Origin of the sequence: Fodinibius salsisoli, assembly GCF_026229185.1 — a bacterium.
GTDB classification, from domain to species: Bacteria; Bacteroidota; Rhodothermia; order Balneolales; family Balneolaceae; genus Fodinibius; species Fodinibius salsisoli.
This window is the reverse complement of record NZ_JAGGJA010000001.1, coordinates 396,907-411,794: the sequence shown is the minus strand read 5'-3', so window position 1 is coordinate 411,794 and position 14,888 is coordinate 396,907. Positions and strand designations below refer to the sequence as shown.

16 protein-coding genes and 1 pseudogene are annotated in these 14,888 nt (G+C 45.1%); 6 read left to right on the top strand and 11 right to left on the bottom strand.

The annotated features are described in order from the left end of the window. Nucleotides 1–26 precede the first annotated feature (26 nt). Nucleotides 27–791, top strand: a complete 765-nt coding sequence (locus J6I44_RS01505; protein ID WP_265764169.1) for an SDR family NAD(P)-dependent oxidoreductase — start codon at nucleotides 27–29, stop codon at nucleotides 789–791. Between the two features lie 27 nt (nucleotides 792–818). Continuing rightward, a complete protein-coding gene (locus tag J6I44_RS01500; protein ID WP_265764168.1) occupies nucleotides 819–1,208 on the top strand; it encodes a VOC family protein in 390 nt (129 codons plus the stop codon). A 21-nt stretch (nucleotides 1,209–1,229) separates the two neighbouring features. On the opposite strand, the gene gdhA is transcribed toward J6I44_RS01500, so the two are convergent. Continuing rightward, nucleotides 1,230–2,585, bottom strand: coding sequence for an NADP-specific glutamate dehydrogenase (gdhA, locus tag J6I44_RS01495; protein WP_265764167.1), 1,356 nt, complete (start codon nucleotides 2,583–2,585; stop codon nucleotides 1,230–1,232). A 284-nt stretch (nucleotides 2,586–2,869) separates the two neighbouring features. Here gdhA and J6I44_RS01490 point away from each other — a divergent pair, with 284 nt between their 5' ends. Then, complete coding sequence (locus J6I44_RS01490; RefSeq protein ID WP_265764166.1) at nucleotides 2,870–3,934, top strand: hypothetical protein; 1,065 nt, start codon at nucleotides 2,870–2,872, stop codon at nucleotides 3,932–3,934. Nucleotides 3,935–4,052: 118 nt separating this feature from the next. On the opposite strand, the pseudogene J6I44_RS20740 reads toward J6I44_RS01490, so the two are convergent. Then, nucleotides 4,053–4,151, bottom strand: a pseudogene (locus tag J6I44_RS20740) (AraC family transcriptional regulator); the annotation flags it as partial. 86 nt (nucleotides 4,152–4,237) lie between these two features. Between J6I44_RS20740 and J6I44_RS01485 the strand changes: the two are divergent. Continuing rightward, nucleotides 4,238–5,131 carry a DUF72 domain-containing protein gene (locus J6I44_RS01485; protein WP_265764165.1) on the top strand — a complete coding sequence of 298 codons (894 nt, stop codon included), beginning with the start codon at nucleotides 4,238–4,240 and terminating at the stop codon, nucleotides 5,129–5,131. A 552-nt stretch (nucleotides 5,132–5,683) separates the two neighbouring features. On the opposite strand, the gene J6I44_RS01480 is transcribed toward J6I44_RS01485, so the two are convergent. Next, complete coding sequence (locus tag J6I44_RS01480; protein WP_265764164.1) at nucleotides 5,684–6,103, bottom strand: hypothetical protein; 420 nt, start codon at nucleotides 6,101–6,103, stop codon at nucleotides 5,684–5,686. A 217-nt stretch (nucleotides 6,104–6,320) separates the two neighbouring features. Between J6I44_RS01480 and J6I44_RS01475 the strand changes: the two genes are divergently transcribed. Beyond that, complete coding sequence (locus J6I44_RS01475) at nucleotides 6,321–7,904, top strand: S41 family peptidase (protein ID WP_265764163.1); 1,584 nt, start codon at nucleotides 6,321–6,323, stop codon at nucleotides 7,902–7,904. Between the two features lie 209 nt (nucleotides 7,905–8,113). Next, complete coding sequence (locus J6I44_RS01470; protein ID WP_265764162.1) at nucleotides 8,114–8,812, top strand: DNA-binding domain-containing protein; 699 nt, start codon at nucleotides 8,114–8,116, stop codon at nucleotides 8,810–8,812. Between the two features lie 491 nt (nucleotides 8,813–9,303). On the opposite strand, the gene J6I44_RS01465 is transcribed toward J6I44_RS01470, so the two are convergent. The 8 genes from J6I44_RS01465 to J6I44_RS01430 form a co-directional block, all read right to left on the bottom strand. Continuing rightward, nucleotides 9,304–9,774, bottom strand: a complete 471-nt coding sequence (locus J6I44_RS01465; protein ID WP_265764161.1) for a VOC family protein — start codon at nucleotides 9,772–9,774, stop codon at nucleotides 9,304–9,306. A gap of 328 nt (nucleotides 9,775–10,102) precedes the next feature. After that, on the bottom strand, nucleotides 10,103–10,486 hold the full coding sequence (locus J6I44_RS01460) for a VOC family protein (RefSeq protein WP_265764160.1): 384 nt from the start codon (nucleotides 10,484–10,486) through the stop codon (nucleotides 10,103–10,105). An 80-nt stretch (nucleotides 10,487–10,566) separates the two neighbouring features. Continuing rightward, on the bottom strand, nucleotides 10,567–11,373 hold the full coding sequence (locus J6I44_RS01455; protein WP_265764159.1) for a helix-turn-helix domain-containing protein: 807 nt from the start codon (nucleotides 11,371–11,373) through the stop codon (nucleotides 10,567–10,569). A gap of 219 nt (nucleotides 11,374–11,592) precedes the next feature. Next, nucleotides 11,593–12,090, bottom strand: coding sequence for an NUDIX hydrolase (locus tag J6I44_RS01450; protein ID WP_265764158.1), 498 nt, complete (start codon nucleotides 12,088–12,090; stop codon nucleotides 11,593–11,595). 1 nt (nucleotide 12,091) lies between these two features. Further along, nucleotides 12,092–12,793, bottom strand: a complete 702-nt coding sequence (locus J6I44_RS01445) for an HAD family hydrolase (protein ID WP_265764157.1) — start codon at nucleotides 12,791–12,793, stop codon at nucleotides 12,092–12,094. Nucleotides 12,794–12,924: 131 nt separating this feature from the next. Continuing rightward, nucleotides 12,925–13,305, bottom strand: a complete 381-nt coding sequence (locus tag J6I44_RS01440) for a VOC family protein (protein WP_265764156.1) — start codon at nucleotides 13,303–13,305, stop codon at nucleotides 12,925–12,927. Nucleotides 13,306–13,558: 253 nt separating this feature from the next. Beyond that, nucleotides 13,559–13,906 (bottom strand): VOC family protein, encoded by a 348-nt coding sequence (locus J6I44_RS01435; RefSeq protein ID WP_265764155.1) that lies wholly within the window; start codon nucleotides 13,904–13,906, stop codon nucleotides 13,559–13,561. Nucleotides 13,907–14,000: 94 nt separating this feature from the next. After that, nucleotides 14,001–14,813: a helix-turn-helix domain-containing protein gene (locus tag J6I44_RS01430; RefSeq protein WP_265764154.1), complete on the bottom strand. Its 813-nt coding sequence runs from the start codon at nucleotides 14,811–14,813 to the stop codon at nucleotides 14,001–14,003. Nucleotides 14,814–14,888 lie beyond the last annotated feature (75 nt).

Genomic DNA, 14,888 nt, shown 5'->3' with positions numbered 1-14,888 from the left:
TTATAATCTAAAAACCTTATACGATTATGGAATCACTGAAAGATAAGATTGTTGTCGTAGCAGGAGGAACTGGAAATGTAGGATCTTTTATTGTTAAAGAGCTTTTAAAGCGGCAGGCTACTGTGGTGGTACCCTCTCGTTCAAAGGATAGCCTTCAACAATTGAATGACATTATAAATCATGATCTGGATAAAACATCTGTTGAACAGCTTCATACCATGGTCGGTAATATAGGAGATCCATCCACCTCCAAATCGCTTTTAAATAAAATCGCTAAGCAGGTTGGGCAACCCGATGCGGCTATTGCATCATTAGGACGTTTTCAAGGGGCTCCCTCAATGATTGATGTCTCTGTAGATACTTTTTGCGAAGTTATTAATGATTATTTGATGGCTCATTTTGTAACGGCCCAAACTTTTCTGAAACGGTTCAGAGAGCGTGGCAAAGGTCAGTATGTCTTTATTAATGGTCCGTTGGCGTTGAGTTCTCCTGAAGGTATGGGCGCGGGACTCGTCTCTTCAGCCACCGCAGGGCAACAGATGATGTTCAAGGTTATGGCCCAGGAGCTGGACGACAGTCCGGTAACGGTGACCGAACTGATTAACTTCGCATATATTCGCAACCATAAAACACAACCAAGTAGTGCAATTCCGGGGGAAGCTACGGGCGTCTATGCTTCTCATTTGGCATCCGGGGATATAAGCGACAAGCATGGCCGGTCCATCCAGTTAAAATCAACCGAACAACTGGCCGAAGAAGGTATTACATTAGAGGTAAGTGAAGCAGAATGACGAAAAAGAGCAGACAAAAAGGCCGTAATGAATATTACACAGATCAAAGAGACCAGCCTGTATGTGCAGAATTTAGAACGTACAGAAACTTTCTACAAAGAAAAGCTTGGTTTTAAGATGATAGCCAAAGAAGAAGGGCGCCATGTCTTTTTCAAAGTGGGCTCCTCGGTATTGCTATGCTTTTTGTCCGGTGCAACCCAACAGGATGACAAACTACCGCCGCATCATGGAGAAGGCAACCTCCATATTGCCTTTGAGGTACCACAAAGTGAGTATAAAGCCATGAAAGAGCAGGTTCAATGCTGGGGAATTACTATCGAGCATGAACAGCACTGGTTTGAGGACTACTATTCCTTTTACTTCCGAGATCCCGACGGGCATGCCCTGGAGATTGTACCCCAAGGCATGTGGGATTAGAAGTCGGATGCCACTTTTCGCTTATACCACGCCTTGGGCAATCATGGATTGAGCTACTTTTTTAAATCCGGCGATATTAGCCCCGGCAAGGTAATCGGTACCCAAATCATATTCACTGGCTGCTTCTATACATTTTTCATGGATCTCGCGCATGATTTCTTGCAGCTCAGAGCTCACCCGGTCGCGGGACCAGTACACGCCCATCTTATTCTGCGTCATTTCCAGCCCGGAGATCGCTACCCCGCCCGCATTGGTCGCTTTGCCCGGCGCGTATAGCACATCAGCATTCCGAATAACCTCTAGGGCCTCGGGTGTTAACGGCATGTTGGCCCCCTCAGCAATGAGTTGGATACCATGATCCACTAAGTGCCGGGCGTCCTTTTCCTGTACTTCGTTCTGGGTGGCACAGGGGAAGGCGCAGTCGGCTTCAATATCCCACAGGGGGTTCGAATCGGAGTTCCCATCCACCTCGGTATACTCGCCACTCGAAAATTCGTCGGCATACTCTTTAATGCGACCTCTTTGCTCATTTTTTAGTCGTTTGATGAATTCCAGTTTTTCCTCGTTGATGCTTTCATCATCATAAATAAAGCCGTCAGAGTCCGATACGGTAACCGGCATACTGCCTTCCTGGATAATCTTTTCAATAGCATACTGAGCTACATTCCCTGCCCCCGATACCAGGCATTTCTTTCCTTTTAGGGATTCATTCTGCTCAGCTAACATGTTGAGAGCAAAAAAGATGAGTCCATAGCCGGTAGCCTCAGTACGGATCAGGCTGCCGCCCCAGTTTACCCCTTTACCCGTCAATACCCCGCTGAATTCGTTCTTTAACTTTTTGTATGCACCGAACAGGTAGCCGATTTCGCGAGAGCCGACCCCTATGTCGCCGGCGGGTACATCCACATCCGGACCAATATACCGGTACAGTTCTGACATGAAGCTCTGGCAAAATCGCATAATTTCATCATCTGATTTCCCTTTTGGATTGAAGTCAGATCCCCCTTTGCCCGACCCCAGCGGAATGCCGGTCAGCGCATTCTTAAAGGTTTGCTCGAAGGCCAGAAACTTCAGGATATCCTGGTTTACGGACGGATCGTACCGTAGGCCACCTTTGTAGGGCCCCAGGGCACTGTTCATTTGCACGCGATAGCCCCGGTTGACGTGAATTTCCCCGTCATCGTCCTGCCAGGTGACTTTAAAACTGATGATCCGGTCGGGTTCGACAAGACGTTCAATAATTTTATGCTCCTTGTATTGCCCATCTTTATCCAGAACCGGTTTTATAGAATCAAGAACCTCGGCTACAGCTTGGTAAAAAGTAGGCTGATGAGGATTCCTCTTTTTGATGCCGGCAACTATATTATCTGTATCCATGGCTGCGTTATCTTTTGACTATGGTTTTAGAGAAGGAGAACAATTAATGTTGTGCAAAAAGTCCCACCTGTAGTGTTAAAAGCAGTCGCCTCCCTCCATCTTCAAATCAGATGAAAATTATTCTTGCTGAAGATAGTTATTGCCTTGTTGTCGGGTGTAGTATTACCTGTTAAGCAGCTGGTTTTGGCAGAACATTTTTCTGTAAATATGTACAGCTGTTAATTCAGCATACATCAGGCATAAACTCCAATCAACAATTTTTCAGGAGAAGAATTAATAAAGCTATGAAATCAGCTCGCACTTTCATCTCGCACAGCATCACCCTACTATTTATAATTTTCGGATTTTGTTATTCCGCAGTAGCTCAATCCACCGATCAAAAGCCGGACAAAGAAAGCACCTTCCAGGTCTCTTTTGTACCCGGATTAAGTACCTCTGACTCGTATTCTACCTCCCGGATTTCCTTCAATATCATAGGAGGCTATAACGGAGCGTTCCACGGCATTGAGTTGGGATCTGTTTTTAACGGCAACCGGTACGATATCAGCGGATTGCAGATGTCGGGAGCTGTTAACTATAATGGACAACAGGCGAGGGGACTACTGCTGTCAGGAGCACTCAATATTTCGGATACGTTTACAGGCGGAATATCACTGGCCGGTGCCGCCAATATTGTAGGCAAGCATACCCGCGGTTTATTGATGGCCGGCGGACTTAATGTAGCAGGTGAAATAAAAGGTGTGGCATTCGCCCCTATTAATGTGGCAAACAACCAGATGGGAACGCAATTCGGTGTCATCAACACTGCCAACCGGCAGGAAGGAACCCAGATCGGAATTATTAACATCGTGGGAGAAAATGATGGAGGAACACCGATCGGACTTCTCAGCTTTGTCAGGAACGGGCGATTTGATGTAGACATATGGGGCAGCGAAACCGGATTTGTCAACGGTGGGATGCGGATCGGCACCAAAGAAGTCTACAATGTGCTCAGCATCGGCTATAATCCATTCTATGGCGATGACCTGTGGCAGGTAGGTCTCGGCCTCGGTTACCACTATTCCTTTAATCAAAAAGGCAAGGGATTAGAAACGGATATCATGAATTATCACCTGAATTATGACGGAAAATGGACGTCCGAAACCAGCAACCACATCCAGTGGCGGATGCACTATGTACACGCCTACACCCGGAATGTACGGCTGTTTATTGGTCCCAGTGTCAACCTGTTGATCACCGATGAGGAGTTATCTACTCAACACCTGCCCTACACTATTTACAAACATTCATCGGGCAGCAACGAGTTACGCTGGTGGATCGGCGGAACGCTGGGGGTTGAACTTTTTTAAGCATACAAAAGCAGCTATACATGTTAATATGAGTTGAATTAAAATCCGCAAAGTTTTAAAAAATTTGCGGATCTACTATATCATATAATCAGGTCCTCCATCATATATAGGATGATTTTTAACTGCTAAACATGTTACTTTCTTTAACTGGTATCCATATTTCGCTTTTAAAAGCCGGTGATGTGGTATCTTTATCTTCGTTCCACAGGATATTAGGTACCGATCTGCTACTCGAAAATGATCAAAAATATAAATAACTTTCTGGCTCAATTGTATCAACCCCAACCTGCTTAATCCACCGTTATGAAATTTGGCAGCACAGATACCCCCGGTAACATTGATTATTCACTTCCGGTAGACCATCCTGAAACAGCAACCGTTCTTTCGGACAAAGGATCAAAAGGAACGCCTGATTTGTATGTGGGATGCGCCAAATGGAACAAAAAGGATTTAAATAATTTTTATCCGGATGGAGCCGGCGATGAGCTTACCTATTATGGTTCGCAGTTTAATTCTGTAGAACTCAACGCCACGTTTTATAATACCTTCGATGCTGATCAAATTAAAGAGTGGCACGACAAGGTACCGGAAAACTTTAAGTTCTTTCCCAAAGTAAACCGATATATCAGTCACCTTAAGTGGCTCAATGGCATCGAAGATGCTACCGATAATTTTATTGACAGCATTGTGCATTTCAAAGAGAAGCTGGGCACGATCTTCCTGCAGCTACGCGGTAACTTTAAGCCCAAATTCTTTGACCGTGTACAGTCGTTTTTGGAGCACTGGCCCGAAGGCATCCCGCTGGCGATAGAGTTTCGCCACCCCGACTGGTTTGATGATGACATTGTAGCCGACGAATTGTACGGTCTACTGGAAGAAAATAACATTGCCAATGTGCTGGTGGATACCGCCGGCCGGCGCGACTTGCTGCATATGCGCCTTACCAACAACGAAGCCTTTATCCGCTATGTGGGTGCCAACCATCCTACCGATGTACCCCGCCTGGATGAGTGGGCTCAACGACTACAGGCATGGAATGAGCAGGGATTGAAAAACATTCACTTTTTTGTGCACCAGAATAAGGAAAAGAAGTCACCCGCATTGGCAGCCCATTTTATTCAACAGATGAATGAAGAAGTGGGTACGGATCTGTCCATTCCGGTCGTCGGCGGCGATGAACAGGGCAACTTGTTTTAGTTTAAGGGCGGCCAAAAGACGATAGAGAACTATTGCTCTATTTTAACACAATGCCGCACTTCTATTACTTTTTTGAATGAGCAAAAAAGTAACCAAAAAACTCACCGGCGGAGAATCATGGCCCGCTCCGGTCTCGGATGGGATCATTTCAATGGTCCTTCCCATTACGGAACAGTTTCCCAAATAGCACCGGTGTGAAATGATCCAGATCATCCTTCGAGCCTCCGCCCATGATTCGTTAGGCCGGAGAAGAAAGTTTTATTTTGATTCAAAGGGACAAGAACCACCGGAAGAATTTCTGTATGACGAGGGGGCTGACTGGAAACCGTTATCAGCGACAATGAAATCTGTCAGCACCGAGGAGTTATCCCGAGTACTCGGGAGAGTTTTTATGAGCCCAGATCGCTGGTTCCGATCCTTCGGATGGGTCAAGCCCCCGTATGGACGGGACACGGCAAAAGGTGATAGAAAATTGAGGTAGAAATTTAATATCACCACCTTCCAGCTTGTTGGTTAGGTGCATTCGGAATGTCGATACAAAAGCGGTAAAAGTTACTCTTCGCGGTTCCATTCCTCAATTTCTACAAAGCTGGTATCGCCTTCCGCATTGGTATAGACCAGCCGATCAGAAAGGTCCACCGCCTCGGCCGTCCCTTGGATTACCGACGAGGTCTTCATAATACGCGCCTCAATAAACACCGTAACCCCGGCCTTATTGGCGATCTCAGCGCCATGCGACTGTCGCTTTTCATAAATAATGTATTGAGGCGTATATTCCTCCGGCCAATGCTGAACACTCAGGGTTAAATCTGTTCCCCTTTCCGGTACATCTGATCCCACAGGAGAGGGTTCAGACCATTTTTTATAGGTTGCGTACACTACTTTCATGCTTTCTTCATCAGTCATATTCTCTGATGAGGAACATCCCTGCAATAAAAAAAACGAAAGGGCCATAATTATAGTTATTTTCATAGAAGCAAGGATTATGAGATTATTATAATGAACAAGTGCTACGGTACGAAGTTAAAATAAAGTATACTATTTTATCATAGCGAGATTGATAAACGTATAGTATCAGTAAAAATTTTGCACACTGATTTGAAATCTGTGACTTATTATCTATCGTATTAAATAAAAATGCACGATCATTCGTTAAATGGCAAAGGCAGTTAGAGAAAATATCGATATTATGAAAAAATCACATTATTTATGGGTCGCCTTACTTATGGTCTTCTTTATTTGGGGCTGTGGTGACGACTCTCCGACCAACACAAATCCAGATCCCAACCCCAACCAGGGAGAAGAAGCCTCTGCCGAAAAAAAGTTTGTCTGGAATGCTATGAATTATTGGTACTACTGGCAAGACAATGTGCCAGATCTTGATGACAGCTTTGATGATGATAGTGCTGAGTTTAACCAGTATTTGTTGGATTACAGCGATGCTGAAGCACTTTATGAAGATTTGTTGTACCAAGACGACCGCTTTTCCTTTTTTATTGACGATTACGAAGAGTACCAGGATGAACGCGACGGCGTGTATGCAGCCTTGGGCTTTAATTACAACTTTTTCTATGAATCAACCCCCGCAGCAGGAGACTTGGTTGGCTACGTCCGGTATGTTATTCCGGATTCTCCCGCTGATGAGGCAGGTTTAAAACGTCTTGACCTGTTTACCGCCGTTGATGGCACCGACCTGAATGTAAATAACTACCTTGACCTCTTGACAAATAATAACGCGCATGAATTGACGATGGCCCATATCGATACCAGCAATGGGGGCCTCTCTTTTCCTACAGATTCTACCGTTACGATTGCTTCAAGGCAGGTTATTGAAGATCCTGTGTACCACCATGAAGTCATTGATACCACCGGTGTTCAAATTGGATACTTGATGTATAACGCTTTCCAGGGGAATTCACATCAGCGGCTTAATGAGGTGTTTGGGGAATTTAAAAGCGAAAATATTGATGAGCTGGTGCTCGACCTTCGGTACAACGGCGGCGGTTCCGTTCTGACCAGCCAGCTGTTATCCAGCTTGGTCTCTGGATTGGGCAGCAACGACGAATTTGCCCGGTTTACCTATAATCAAAAGCGCTCGCAACAGCGGGACCGAAGCGTGTACTTTTTGGACGAAGTACCCCTCCAAAACAGCGATGGAGAGTTTGAAACGGATGCACAAGGCGGCTTTATGAACTCGGAGCCCATCAACAACCTGTCCCTAAATACCATCTATGTGTTAACCTCTGCCGGTACCGCTTCGGCCAGTGAAGCCCTAATGAACGGCTTGCGTGCCCATAATATTAATGTAGAAGTTATCGGGACCCTGACGTCAGGTAAAGATGTGGGGTCCTTACTGCTTACCGATTCCCCTGTTCCCTACTTAGATGTCTCTGAAGCTAATGAAGAGCATAAAGTAGCTATCCAACCCATTGTATTGCAGTTTATTAACGCTGACGGAGAAACCTATCCTTATGAATACACCACTCAATATAATGGAAACACAATCACGGTCAATGCCTTCAATCCTACCGGTGAATACAACGTTCCCGAAGTTACGTTAGAGAATCTGCTTAACAAACCTGCTATTGGTGATACAGATGAGCCACTGCTGGCCCGTGCCATTGCCATTATCACCGGCCAGCCGGCTAAACGACGTGCAGCGCCTACTGTTCTTCAGGAAGTACAGATAAAGGATGGCATCCAGAACCTACGCCCCCACGGTCAAACCATGTACATCGAGCCCTTTATGGTGCCAGATGGTTCTGAACAATAGCCTAACGCACCCCGTAGCTCCTTGAAAATACTTTTTAAATACAGCCCTGTATCGTCTCTCCGGCGATGTAGGGCTTTTTTGTTTGGAAAAATAGACCTTTTTTAAATTAATTTGTAAGGATTCCCCTCTTTTTCGGTCCTACTATATAATGGGGATTATAATAGACCATAGAATGTCCCCTGCTAAATACTAACTAAATCAAGAAAGCTATGAGCTTAAAATATGCTCTATATCCGAACTACTTAACTACAGACCCTAATGATTATATGGCTATTGTGCAGGATCAGGAGAGCCACGAGATTGAAGATATCATTGATCTCATGATTAGCCGGGGATCAACGGTAACCAAGGCTGAAGCCCTTTCGGTGATTGAAGAATACGAAGCTGCAATTGAAAAAGTGCTTGAGGGCGGAGACAGCGTCAATACCTCCATCATGCGGGTAACCGGTTCTATGCCTGGCGTGTTTAATGATTTGACTGACCGCTATGATGAGTCGCGCCATTACGTGCGGCTCAACATGAATCCGGGGCCGCGTGTAAAACGGGCCGCCCAGAATATCGAGGTCGAGAAGATTGAGGCCGACCGTCCCGAACCAGCACTTAAGCTTTTTGAGGATGTCGCCAGCGATACCACCAACGAGACCCTGACACCAGGGGGCGTGGCTAAAATTACGGGCCGCCTGCTAAAGGTCGATCCGGAAGCTACCGACCAGGGCGTCTTCTTTATTGCAGATGATGGCACTTCTACCCGTTCGGATACCTATATCCGTAACAAGCCTGCCAACCTCATCGTGATGATCCCCGAAAGCCTGCCCAGCGGGGAATATTCGGTAGAAGTGCGGACGATACTCCAAAATACCAAATCGGTACGAAGTGGACGGTTAAACTCTACCGTTGTTGTACCATAACCCTCAATTAAATAAACTATCAGGGCTATATGTCAATCCTTAGGTGTATAGCCCTTTTATAGTTATAAGTATAAGGAGTAGATAGTTGTAACTATAAGGTGCTTACCCTTATAAGTATAAGGTGTTCATAGTTATAACTATAAACAGTATATAGTTACAGCGTGCTCTAAACGGCGGTTTTGTCTATTGTAGATACGTATCCATGAGCTTTTCGGCATGCGTCATTGATGTTCGCAGTTCTCGCGCTTTTCAAAAATGGGGTCAGTCTCTGCATGATGATTCACCAATAACTTTAACAACGTGTTTTTACCCCGAATACAAAGAAGCTCTACCTTATAGTGGGCCGAAAGAATTAAAAAAGAAGTAGGGTCAATTTATTTATGTGTGCAACTAAATATATTAAAAGAAGTATTTATGGTGTGTGGAGGACTTTCATTATATAGTTGCATGAGCAAGCAATGGAATTTCTCACTCTTTTGAAAGACAAGAGGTCATACATTTTGAAAGGATTCGGTAAAGCGGCGCTGCATCTCTTCCGGAGAAACCTCTTCGATGGAGTGCCCCAGCAGCCACTCGTGGCCAAAGGGATCGCGCAGCTTGCACTGACGCTCGCCATGAGGTTCATCGGTCGGCTCCCGGAGCATCTCGGCCCCGGCGTCAACGGCGCGTTGAGCCAGGGAGTCCACATCATCCACATGCAGGTGGATCCTAACTCCGGTACCTCCATAGTGCCTGGGACTATGGATATCATATTCGGGATACTCTCCAGCCAGCATAATAGTTGCGGGACCTAACTTAAGCTCGGCATGTCCTATCTTACCACTGGGTTCCGTCAGGCGAAACTGCTCCTCAGCTCCAAATACGGTGCGGTAAAAGTCGATTGCTGCCTGGGGATCATCCACACATAAGTAGATGAACACTTCATGAATAGTAACTATTGGTTTTTTATTAGCATCATTCATAATATTTATCCCTTCAATATTTTAATTTACGCTTTTAGGGGTTAGAATAGGATTAGCTTCTTTATATACAGTAGCCTATTGAAGTAAGTCAATCTCCCTGAATCCCGCTTCGCCAAAGCCTGTCCCGACGACTGTCGGGGAAGGACTTCCAGTAGCTGCTCCTTTGGCAGTATACAGCACCCCTTCCTCAGCAACAAGTTCTTCCTTGGAGAATAGCTTGTACCGACTACTGTCGGTAAGGTCAGGAGGATTGACCGTAGTCTTCTATATTTTATAGTATGACACGATTTTAACCCCAGAAAGGGTTATTAATCAATTAGTTAACTGCTCAGTCTTGCACAGAGGTGATCCACCAGGTATTTCCAAAAGGATCTAACACTCCACCGGATCGGCCGTAGTTTTCGTTGGAAAGCTCCATAACCGTAGTAGCTCCTGCATCCAATGCTTTTTGGTAGGTATCATCAGCCGAGGATACATTGATATAGAGCCCAGCCGGCTGTGGATCCCAGGGACCACCACTCTGCCCTACCATAATGGTGCTGTCGCCCATCACGATTTCGGCATGCCTGAGCCCTTTCTCATCTTCATGCTTCATTTTTATTTCTGCATCAAATACCGTTTGTGTGAAATCTAAGAATGCCTCCGCATTTTCTAGTATCAGGTAAGGCATAACCGTGCGATAATATTCAGGATTTTGGTTTTTGCTGGCCATAACGTTGAGTTTTTTTAGCGTTTCGTTTGGTAAAAAATGTCCCATAGGGAAGTAACACAATTGTAAAAATCCGACATTTCTTATGCATCGCGCCATTCCGTGCCCTCAGCTTCTCCGGAAAAGAAGACGCTGGGCAGGCAGCCCGCAAATGTTTTAAAGTCCTGTATAAAATGGGACTGATCGTAATACCCGCAATCCAAAGCTACTTCAGTAAGCGACTGGTTATAACCGTTTTCATAACGCTTAGTGGCCGCATGGAATCGGGTGATCCTTGAAAAAAGCTTAGGAGTGAAGCCTGTATACTGCTTAAATAACCGGCCAAACTGTCGTTGGGAAAGTCCGCACTTAGAGGCTAATGTTTCCACCGTGAGGATTCCTTTGGTTTTAAGAATATATTGTACGGAGTTAAATATGGCAGGATGGTTATTCTCCCTGTTTAGAAGCTTCTGACTCAAAAAATCGGTAATAATCTGAAGTCGCTGCTGATTGTCGGCAGCCGTGCACATTTGTTCTTCCAGAAGGGAGCCTTCTTTACTCCATAACGTCGATAAGTCTGGCATCCGGCCGATAATTTCCGTGCTCTCCATCTGTAGCAGCGGCGGTATGGCATAGGGATACAAATATACTCCGAAGATCCCAAACTCCCGGTCAATGGTAAAGCGACTTATAGTATTGGATTGTCCGTGTATGCCAGAACGGAAGCTGGGCGTTCGTGCTCCTTCAGGTCCAATTTTGTCAAACTTACCTTTGTAGTGGAATATAAGCTCAGGGGAGATATCCGCCAACTGGCGATGAACATAGGGTCCATTACTCTCTAAAATCCAGAAGAACCGTACGTAGGTTGACAAATGATCCGGTGGCGGTATGGTAGTGTAGGTTACAGCCATAAAAGGGTTTGCGGGTTGCAGTCATGGTTCAGCAACTGGTAGCAAATTAACAAAAACCGCATAAGCTTCAAGAGATAATTGACGAAGGCTTTGCAAAGCTTGACTTGTCATCTTCCCGAGAATTCGGGATTCAGGATCTCCTTTGGAAGGCTGTCATAGGTAAATGAGATTCTGAAACGAGTCCAGAATGACAAGATGAGGTGGTTTTGCGAAACCTCTTTATAAACTATTGCTGATTAGAAGTTCGGTTTGAATTTCTTCACGTAGCGACAGCATCTGCAGGTTCTCATCGTAATCAGCATTAAGCATAAACGGACGGTCATCCGCTATAAACTGGTAGATATACCGATCTGTTACCGGTGTGGGTATCTCCGTAAGTTCCCCACGGCTAATCCAATGCAGTATGCCTTCATCACAATCAGGGGGTTCCCGGAAGCTAATTTCGGAGGTATACACATAGCTGTTCCAGTTGTAGTCAGTGGGTGAGGTCTCGACCAGCGTACCGCAGTAGGTCAGATCAACCAGTTCGATGCCGGTCTCTTCGTAGGTTTCCCGGATGGCGGCCTGCCGGGGATTTTCATGGGGATCCAACTTACCGCCGATGGGGGTAAATAGTCCTTTGTTGGGATTTCGGAATCGTTTTAGTAGCAAATACTGTTGATCGCAAGCTAATACACAAAGTACGGCATTCCGTTTAATTCCCTCATCCACTTCCATACTAACTTTCTGACTTTATAAATTTCGGAACGAGTGAAATGTCATCCAGCTGGTGGTAACCGTTGGACTCGGTCTCGGAAAGGTCCACCGACTCGTGGTCCCACGTTACATGAAAGGGAATATGGATAGCGTGTGCCCCGACCCCTTTGACCGGTAAAACATCTGATTTAAGGGAGTTGCCCACCATCAGGAATTCAGAGGGATGGAGGTCATAGCGTCTGAGAATTTGGTTGTAGACCGATTCATTTTTTTCACTGACTATTTCTATCCACCGGAAATGTGGATCCAGTCCCGAGCGGGCAATCTTGCTCTCCTGGTCGAAAAGATCGCCTTTGGTCAGGATCATCAGGGTATAGTCTTCTTCCAGTGTTTTCAACGTTTCTTCAACGCCCGGCAACAGTTCTACCGGGTGTTGAATCATCTCTTTGCCGAGATCAATAATTTTTTGAATTTCTTCGCCGTTCACCTTGTCACCGGATAGCTCTATGGCCGTCTCAATGAGCGATAACGTAAATCCCTTGATACCATAACCAAACAGGTTAAGGTTTTTAATTTCGGTTTCATAGAGCTTCTCTGATAGCACCTTGGGCTCCACATATTCTTCCAAAAGTTGTTTGCACTGCTCTTCTGCACTCTGGAAGATAGGCTCATTAGCCCACAGGGTATCATCTGCATCAAAAGCGATAACCTTAATATTGTCCATATCTGCTCTTGCTTGTTCAATCGTCTATTGCAAAAACAAATATACTGATCTGAGGCTGCTTATGAAACAGGGCTATTTAGATAGATTAGCCTGTGTGGTAGATACAGGACTGAACAACTTCGTAACTCACTTTATTGAACGACGGCCTCAAAGAGTTCGACCAAGTTACCCGAGGGATCTTGCAATAATACCTGCTTTCCCCCTTTCCCTTCGACGATTTCATTTCGAAAAGTAGCGCCCTCCGACTTTAGCTTCGAACATAATGCTTCCAAATCATCAACCGACAGCTGTATTCGGTTCCAGCCCCCGGGCTCCGGCGACTGTCCATCGGGCATATCACGGCCTGCCCCACCAGCTCCCGGCTGATTGAGCAGTAGTCTAAGACCATCCTTGCTAAGCGCTGCAAAACCCGGTGCGGGATGCATTTGTACCTCAAAGCCCAGCAGTTGGGTATAGAATTTGATGGCTTCATCCACATTATTGACGATATATCTCATAGCTGGGTTGTTCATAGCAAATTGTGAGTTATGTTAATTTTATCATTATTGATTTGTGCATTTTTTTTAATGACAAAAAAACGCACAAAAAAAGTCACCGGGGAATCGAAGATATTGTTCTGGTTAAAACTATTACTTCTTCTTTGCTTTGAATCCCTGGTATTTTCAAATTGTTTTTCCCATGATTACCGGATCCCATTTATTTACTTAATCATTTGGATCGATATTGGTTTTTCCTTCGCACATACTCAAAACACTTTGTTCATTTTTATAAATGGCTCAAAATATTAATAACAGTTCCATTCGGATCCTCTACAAAAAAGCGACGAACACCCCATGGTTCATCGGTTATGGGATAGATCACTTCTCGGCCTTGGTTTACCGCACGTTCAAACATAGCATCCACATTGTCCACCTCTATACTTACATCCGGATGAGGAATATCGGTTTGGGGACGGATTAAGCTAATCTGGGTTGTTGGACTCCCCGGCTCAGCAAAGATGATGATTTCTTCTCTTTTCATCGCGATATCCAGGCCGAGAAATGAAGTATAGAACTCTTTGTTTTGGGCCGGATGATCGGAGGCAGTATTGGGTACAATTCTTCGGATCGACATTACTTTATCTTCTTATTTGCTATTATTCTGTGATTGTATACTCAGAATAACATACCGACACCAAAGAGTATTGTAAAAATGTGATATTGCTACCCTACATCGGGATATGATTCTTTTGTTTAGGCTTATAACGTCGATATTCGTCCGGAGAGAGGTCGGAAAAAGACTGAAAATCATGGATAAAGTGCGATTGGTCGTAATAACCCAGCCCAAGAGCGAAGCGAGTCCAGTCCGAAATATTACACTGATGGATTATATCAAGGGCATGCTGAAAGCGAGATAGCCGGGCGTACTGCTTGGGCGTAAGGCCGATTAGTTTTTTGAAAAGGTGGGAAAAATGCCGGCGGCTATATCCAATGTGATCCCGAATTTCTGCAATGGGAGTTGTGCCATGAGTCTTGCTGATCAGATGAACGGAGTGCTGAATCGCCGGATTAGGTTTAACGTCTTTATCCAGCAAGTCCATTAAAAAGTTGGCAACAATGCGAATCTTTTGGTTTGGATCGGCGGCCTCTTCCAGCGTTCCCAATAGCCTGCTCGTTTCTGTATTGAGCACATTTTTTAACGACACTACTTGATTATGCAACTCATACGCAGGAATACCAAACAAGGCGGGTATAGCCCCGGTTCTAAAGATTACACCGATTGTTGAAATCCGTGAATACGAATCCAGGAAGATATGGTGAGAGCGGATGCCCGTAAGAACGGCGGAATCGTAACAATACTCCTTGTCAGGATTGCTTTTATCAAAATGACGGAATGGAGCACCCGCAAGATTGATGATAAGTTGACAGGCCGTCGATGGAAGAACGCGTTCTTTGGAACTGGACGGAGTATATCCATCATTGAGCCACATCATCCTCACATACGTGGAAAGTCGCCCTTTGGGTGTAAAAACCATTTCCATCTGAAAAACAGTAAAATTCTCTTTTATGAATAACTAATATGCTACTTTTTTCCTTATTTTACCAGCTATCGAACA

What these genes read in the sequence shown, in the direction of transcription:
- J6I44_RS01435 (WP_265764155.1), bottom strand. Translation starts at nt 13,906, where the DNA reads ATGTCGATCCGAAGAATTGTACCCAATACTGCCTCCGATCATCCGGCC.
- J6I44_RS01470 (WP_265764162.1), top strand. Translation starts at nt 8,114, where the DNA reads ATGAGCTTAAAATATGCTCTATATCCGAACTACTTAACTACAGACCCT.
- J6I44_RS01505 (WP_265764169.1), top strand. Translation starts at nt 27, where the DNA reads ATGGAATCACTGAAAGATAAGATTGTTGTCGTAGCAGGAGGAACTGGA.
- gdhA (WP_265764167.1), bottom strand. Translation starts at nt 2,585, where the DNA reads ATGGATACAGATAATATAGTTGCCGGCATCAAAAAGAGGAATCCTCAT.
- J6I44_RS01460 (WP_265764160.1), bottom strand. Translation starts at nt 10,486, where the DNA reads ATGGCCAGCAAAAACCAAAATCCTGAATATTATCGCACGGTTATGCCT.
- J6I44_RS01475 (WP_265764163.1), top strand. Translation starts at nt 6,321, where the DNA reads ATGAAAAAATCACATTATTTATGGGTCGCCTTACTTATGGTCTTCTTT.
- J6I44_RS01450 (WP_265764158.1), bottom strand. Translation starts at nt 12,090, where the DNA reads ATGGAAGTGGATGAGGGAATTAAACGGAATGCCGTACTTTGTGTATTA.
- J6I44_RS01485 (WP_265764165.1), top strand. Translation starts at nt 4,238, where the DNA reads ATGAAATTTGGCAGCACAGATACCCCCGGTAACATTGATTATTCACTT.
- J6I44_RS01465 (WP_265764161.1), bottom strand. Translation starts at nt 9,774, where the DNA reads ATGAATGATGCTAATAAAAAACCAATAGTTACTATTCATGAAGTGTTC.
- J6I44_RS01455 (WP_265764159.1), bottom strand. Translation starts at nt 11,373, where the DNA reads ATGGCTGTAACCTACACTACCATACCGCCACCGGATCATTTGTCAACC.
- J6I44_RS01480 (WP_265764164.1), bottom strand. Translation starts at nt 6,103, where the DNA reads ATGAAAATAACTATAATTATGGCCCTTTCGTTTTTTTTATTGCAGGGA.
- J6I44_RS01490 (WP_265764166.1), top strand. Translation starts at nt 2,870, where the DNA reads ATGAAATCAGCTCGCACTTTCATCTCGCACAGCATCACCCTACTATTT.
- J6I44_RS01500 (WP_265764168.1), top strand. Translation starts at nt 819, where the DNA reads ATGAATATTACACAGATCAAAGAGACCAGCCTGTATGTGCAGAATTTA.
- J6I44_RS01440 (WP_265764156.1), bottom strand. Translation starts at nt 13,305, where the DNA reads ATGAACAACCCAGCTATGAGATATATCGTCAATAATGTGGATGAAGCC.
- J6I44_RS01445 (WP_265764157.1), bottom strand. Translation starts at nt 12,793, where the DNA reads ATGGACAATATTAAGGTTATCGCTTTTGATGCAGATGATACCCTGTGG.
- J6I44_RS01430 (WP_265764154.1), bottom strand. Translation starts at nt 14,813, where the DNA reads ATGGAAATGGTTTTTACACCCAAAGGGCGACTTTCCACGTATGTGAGG.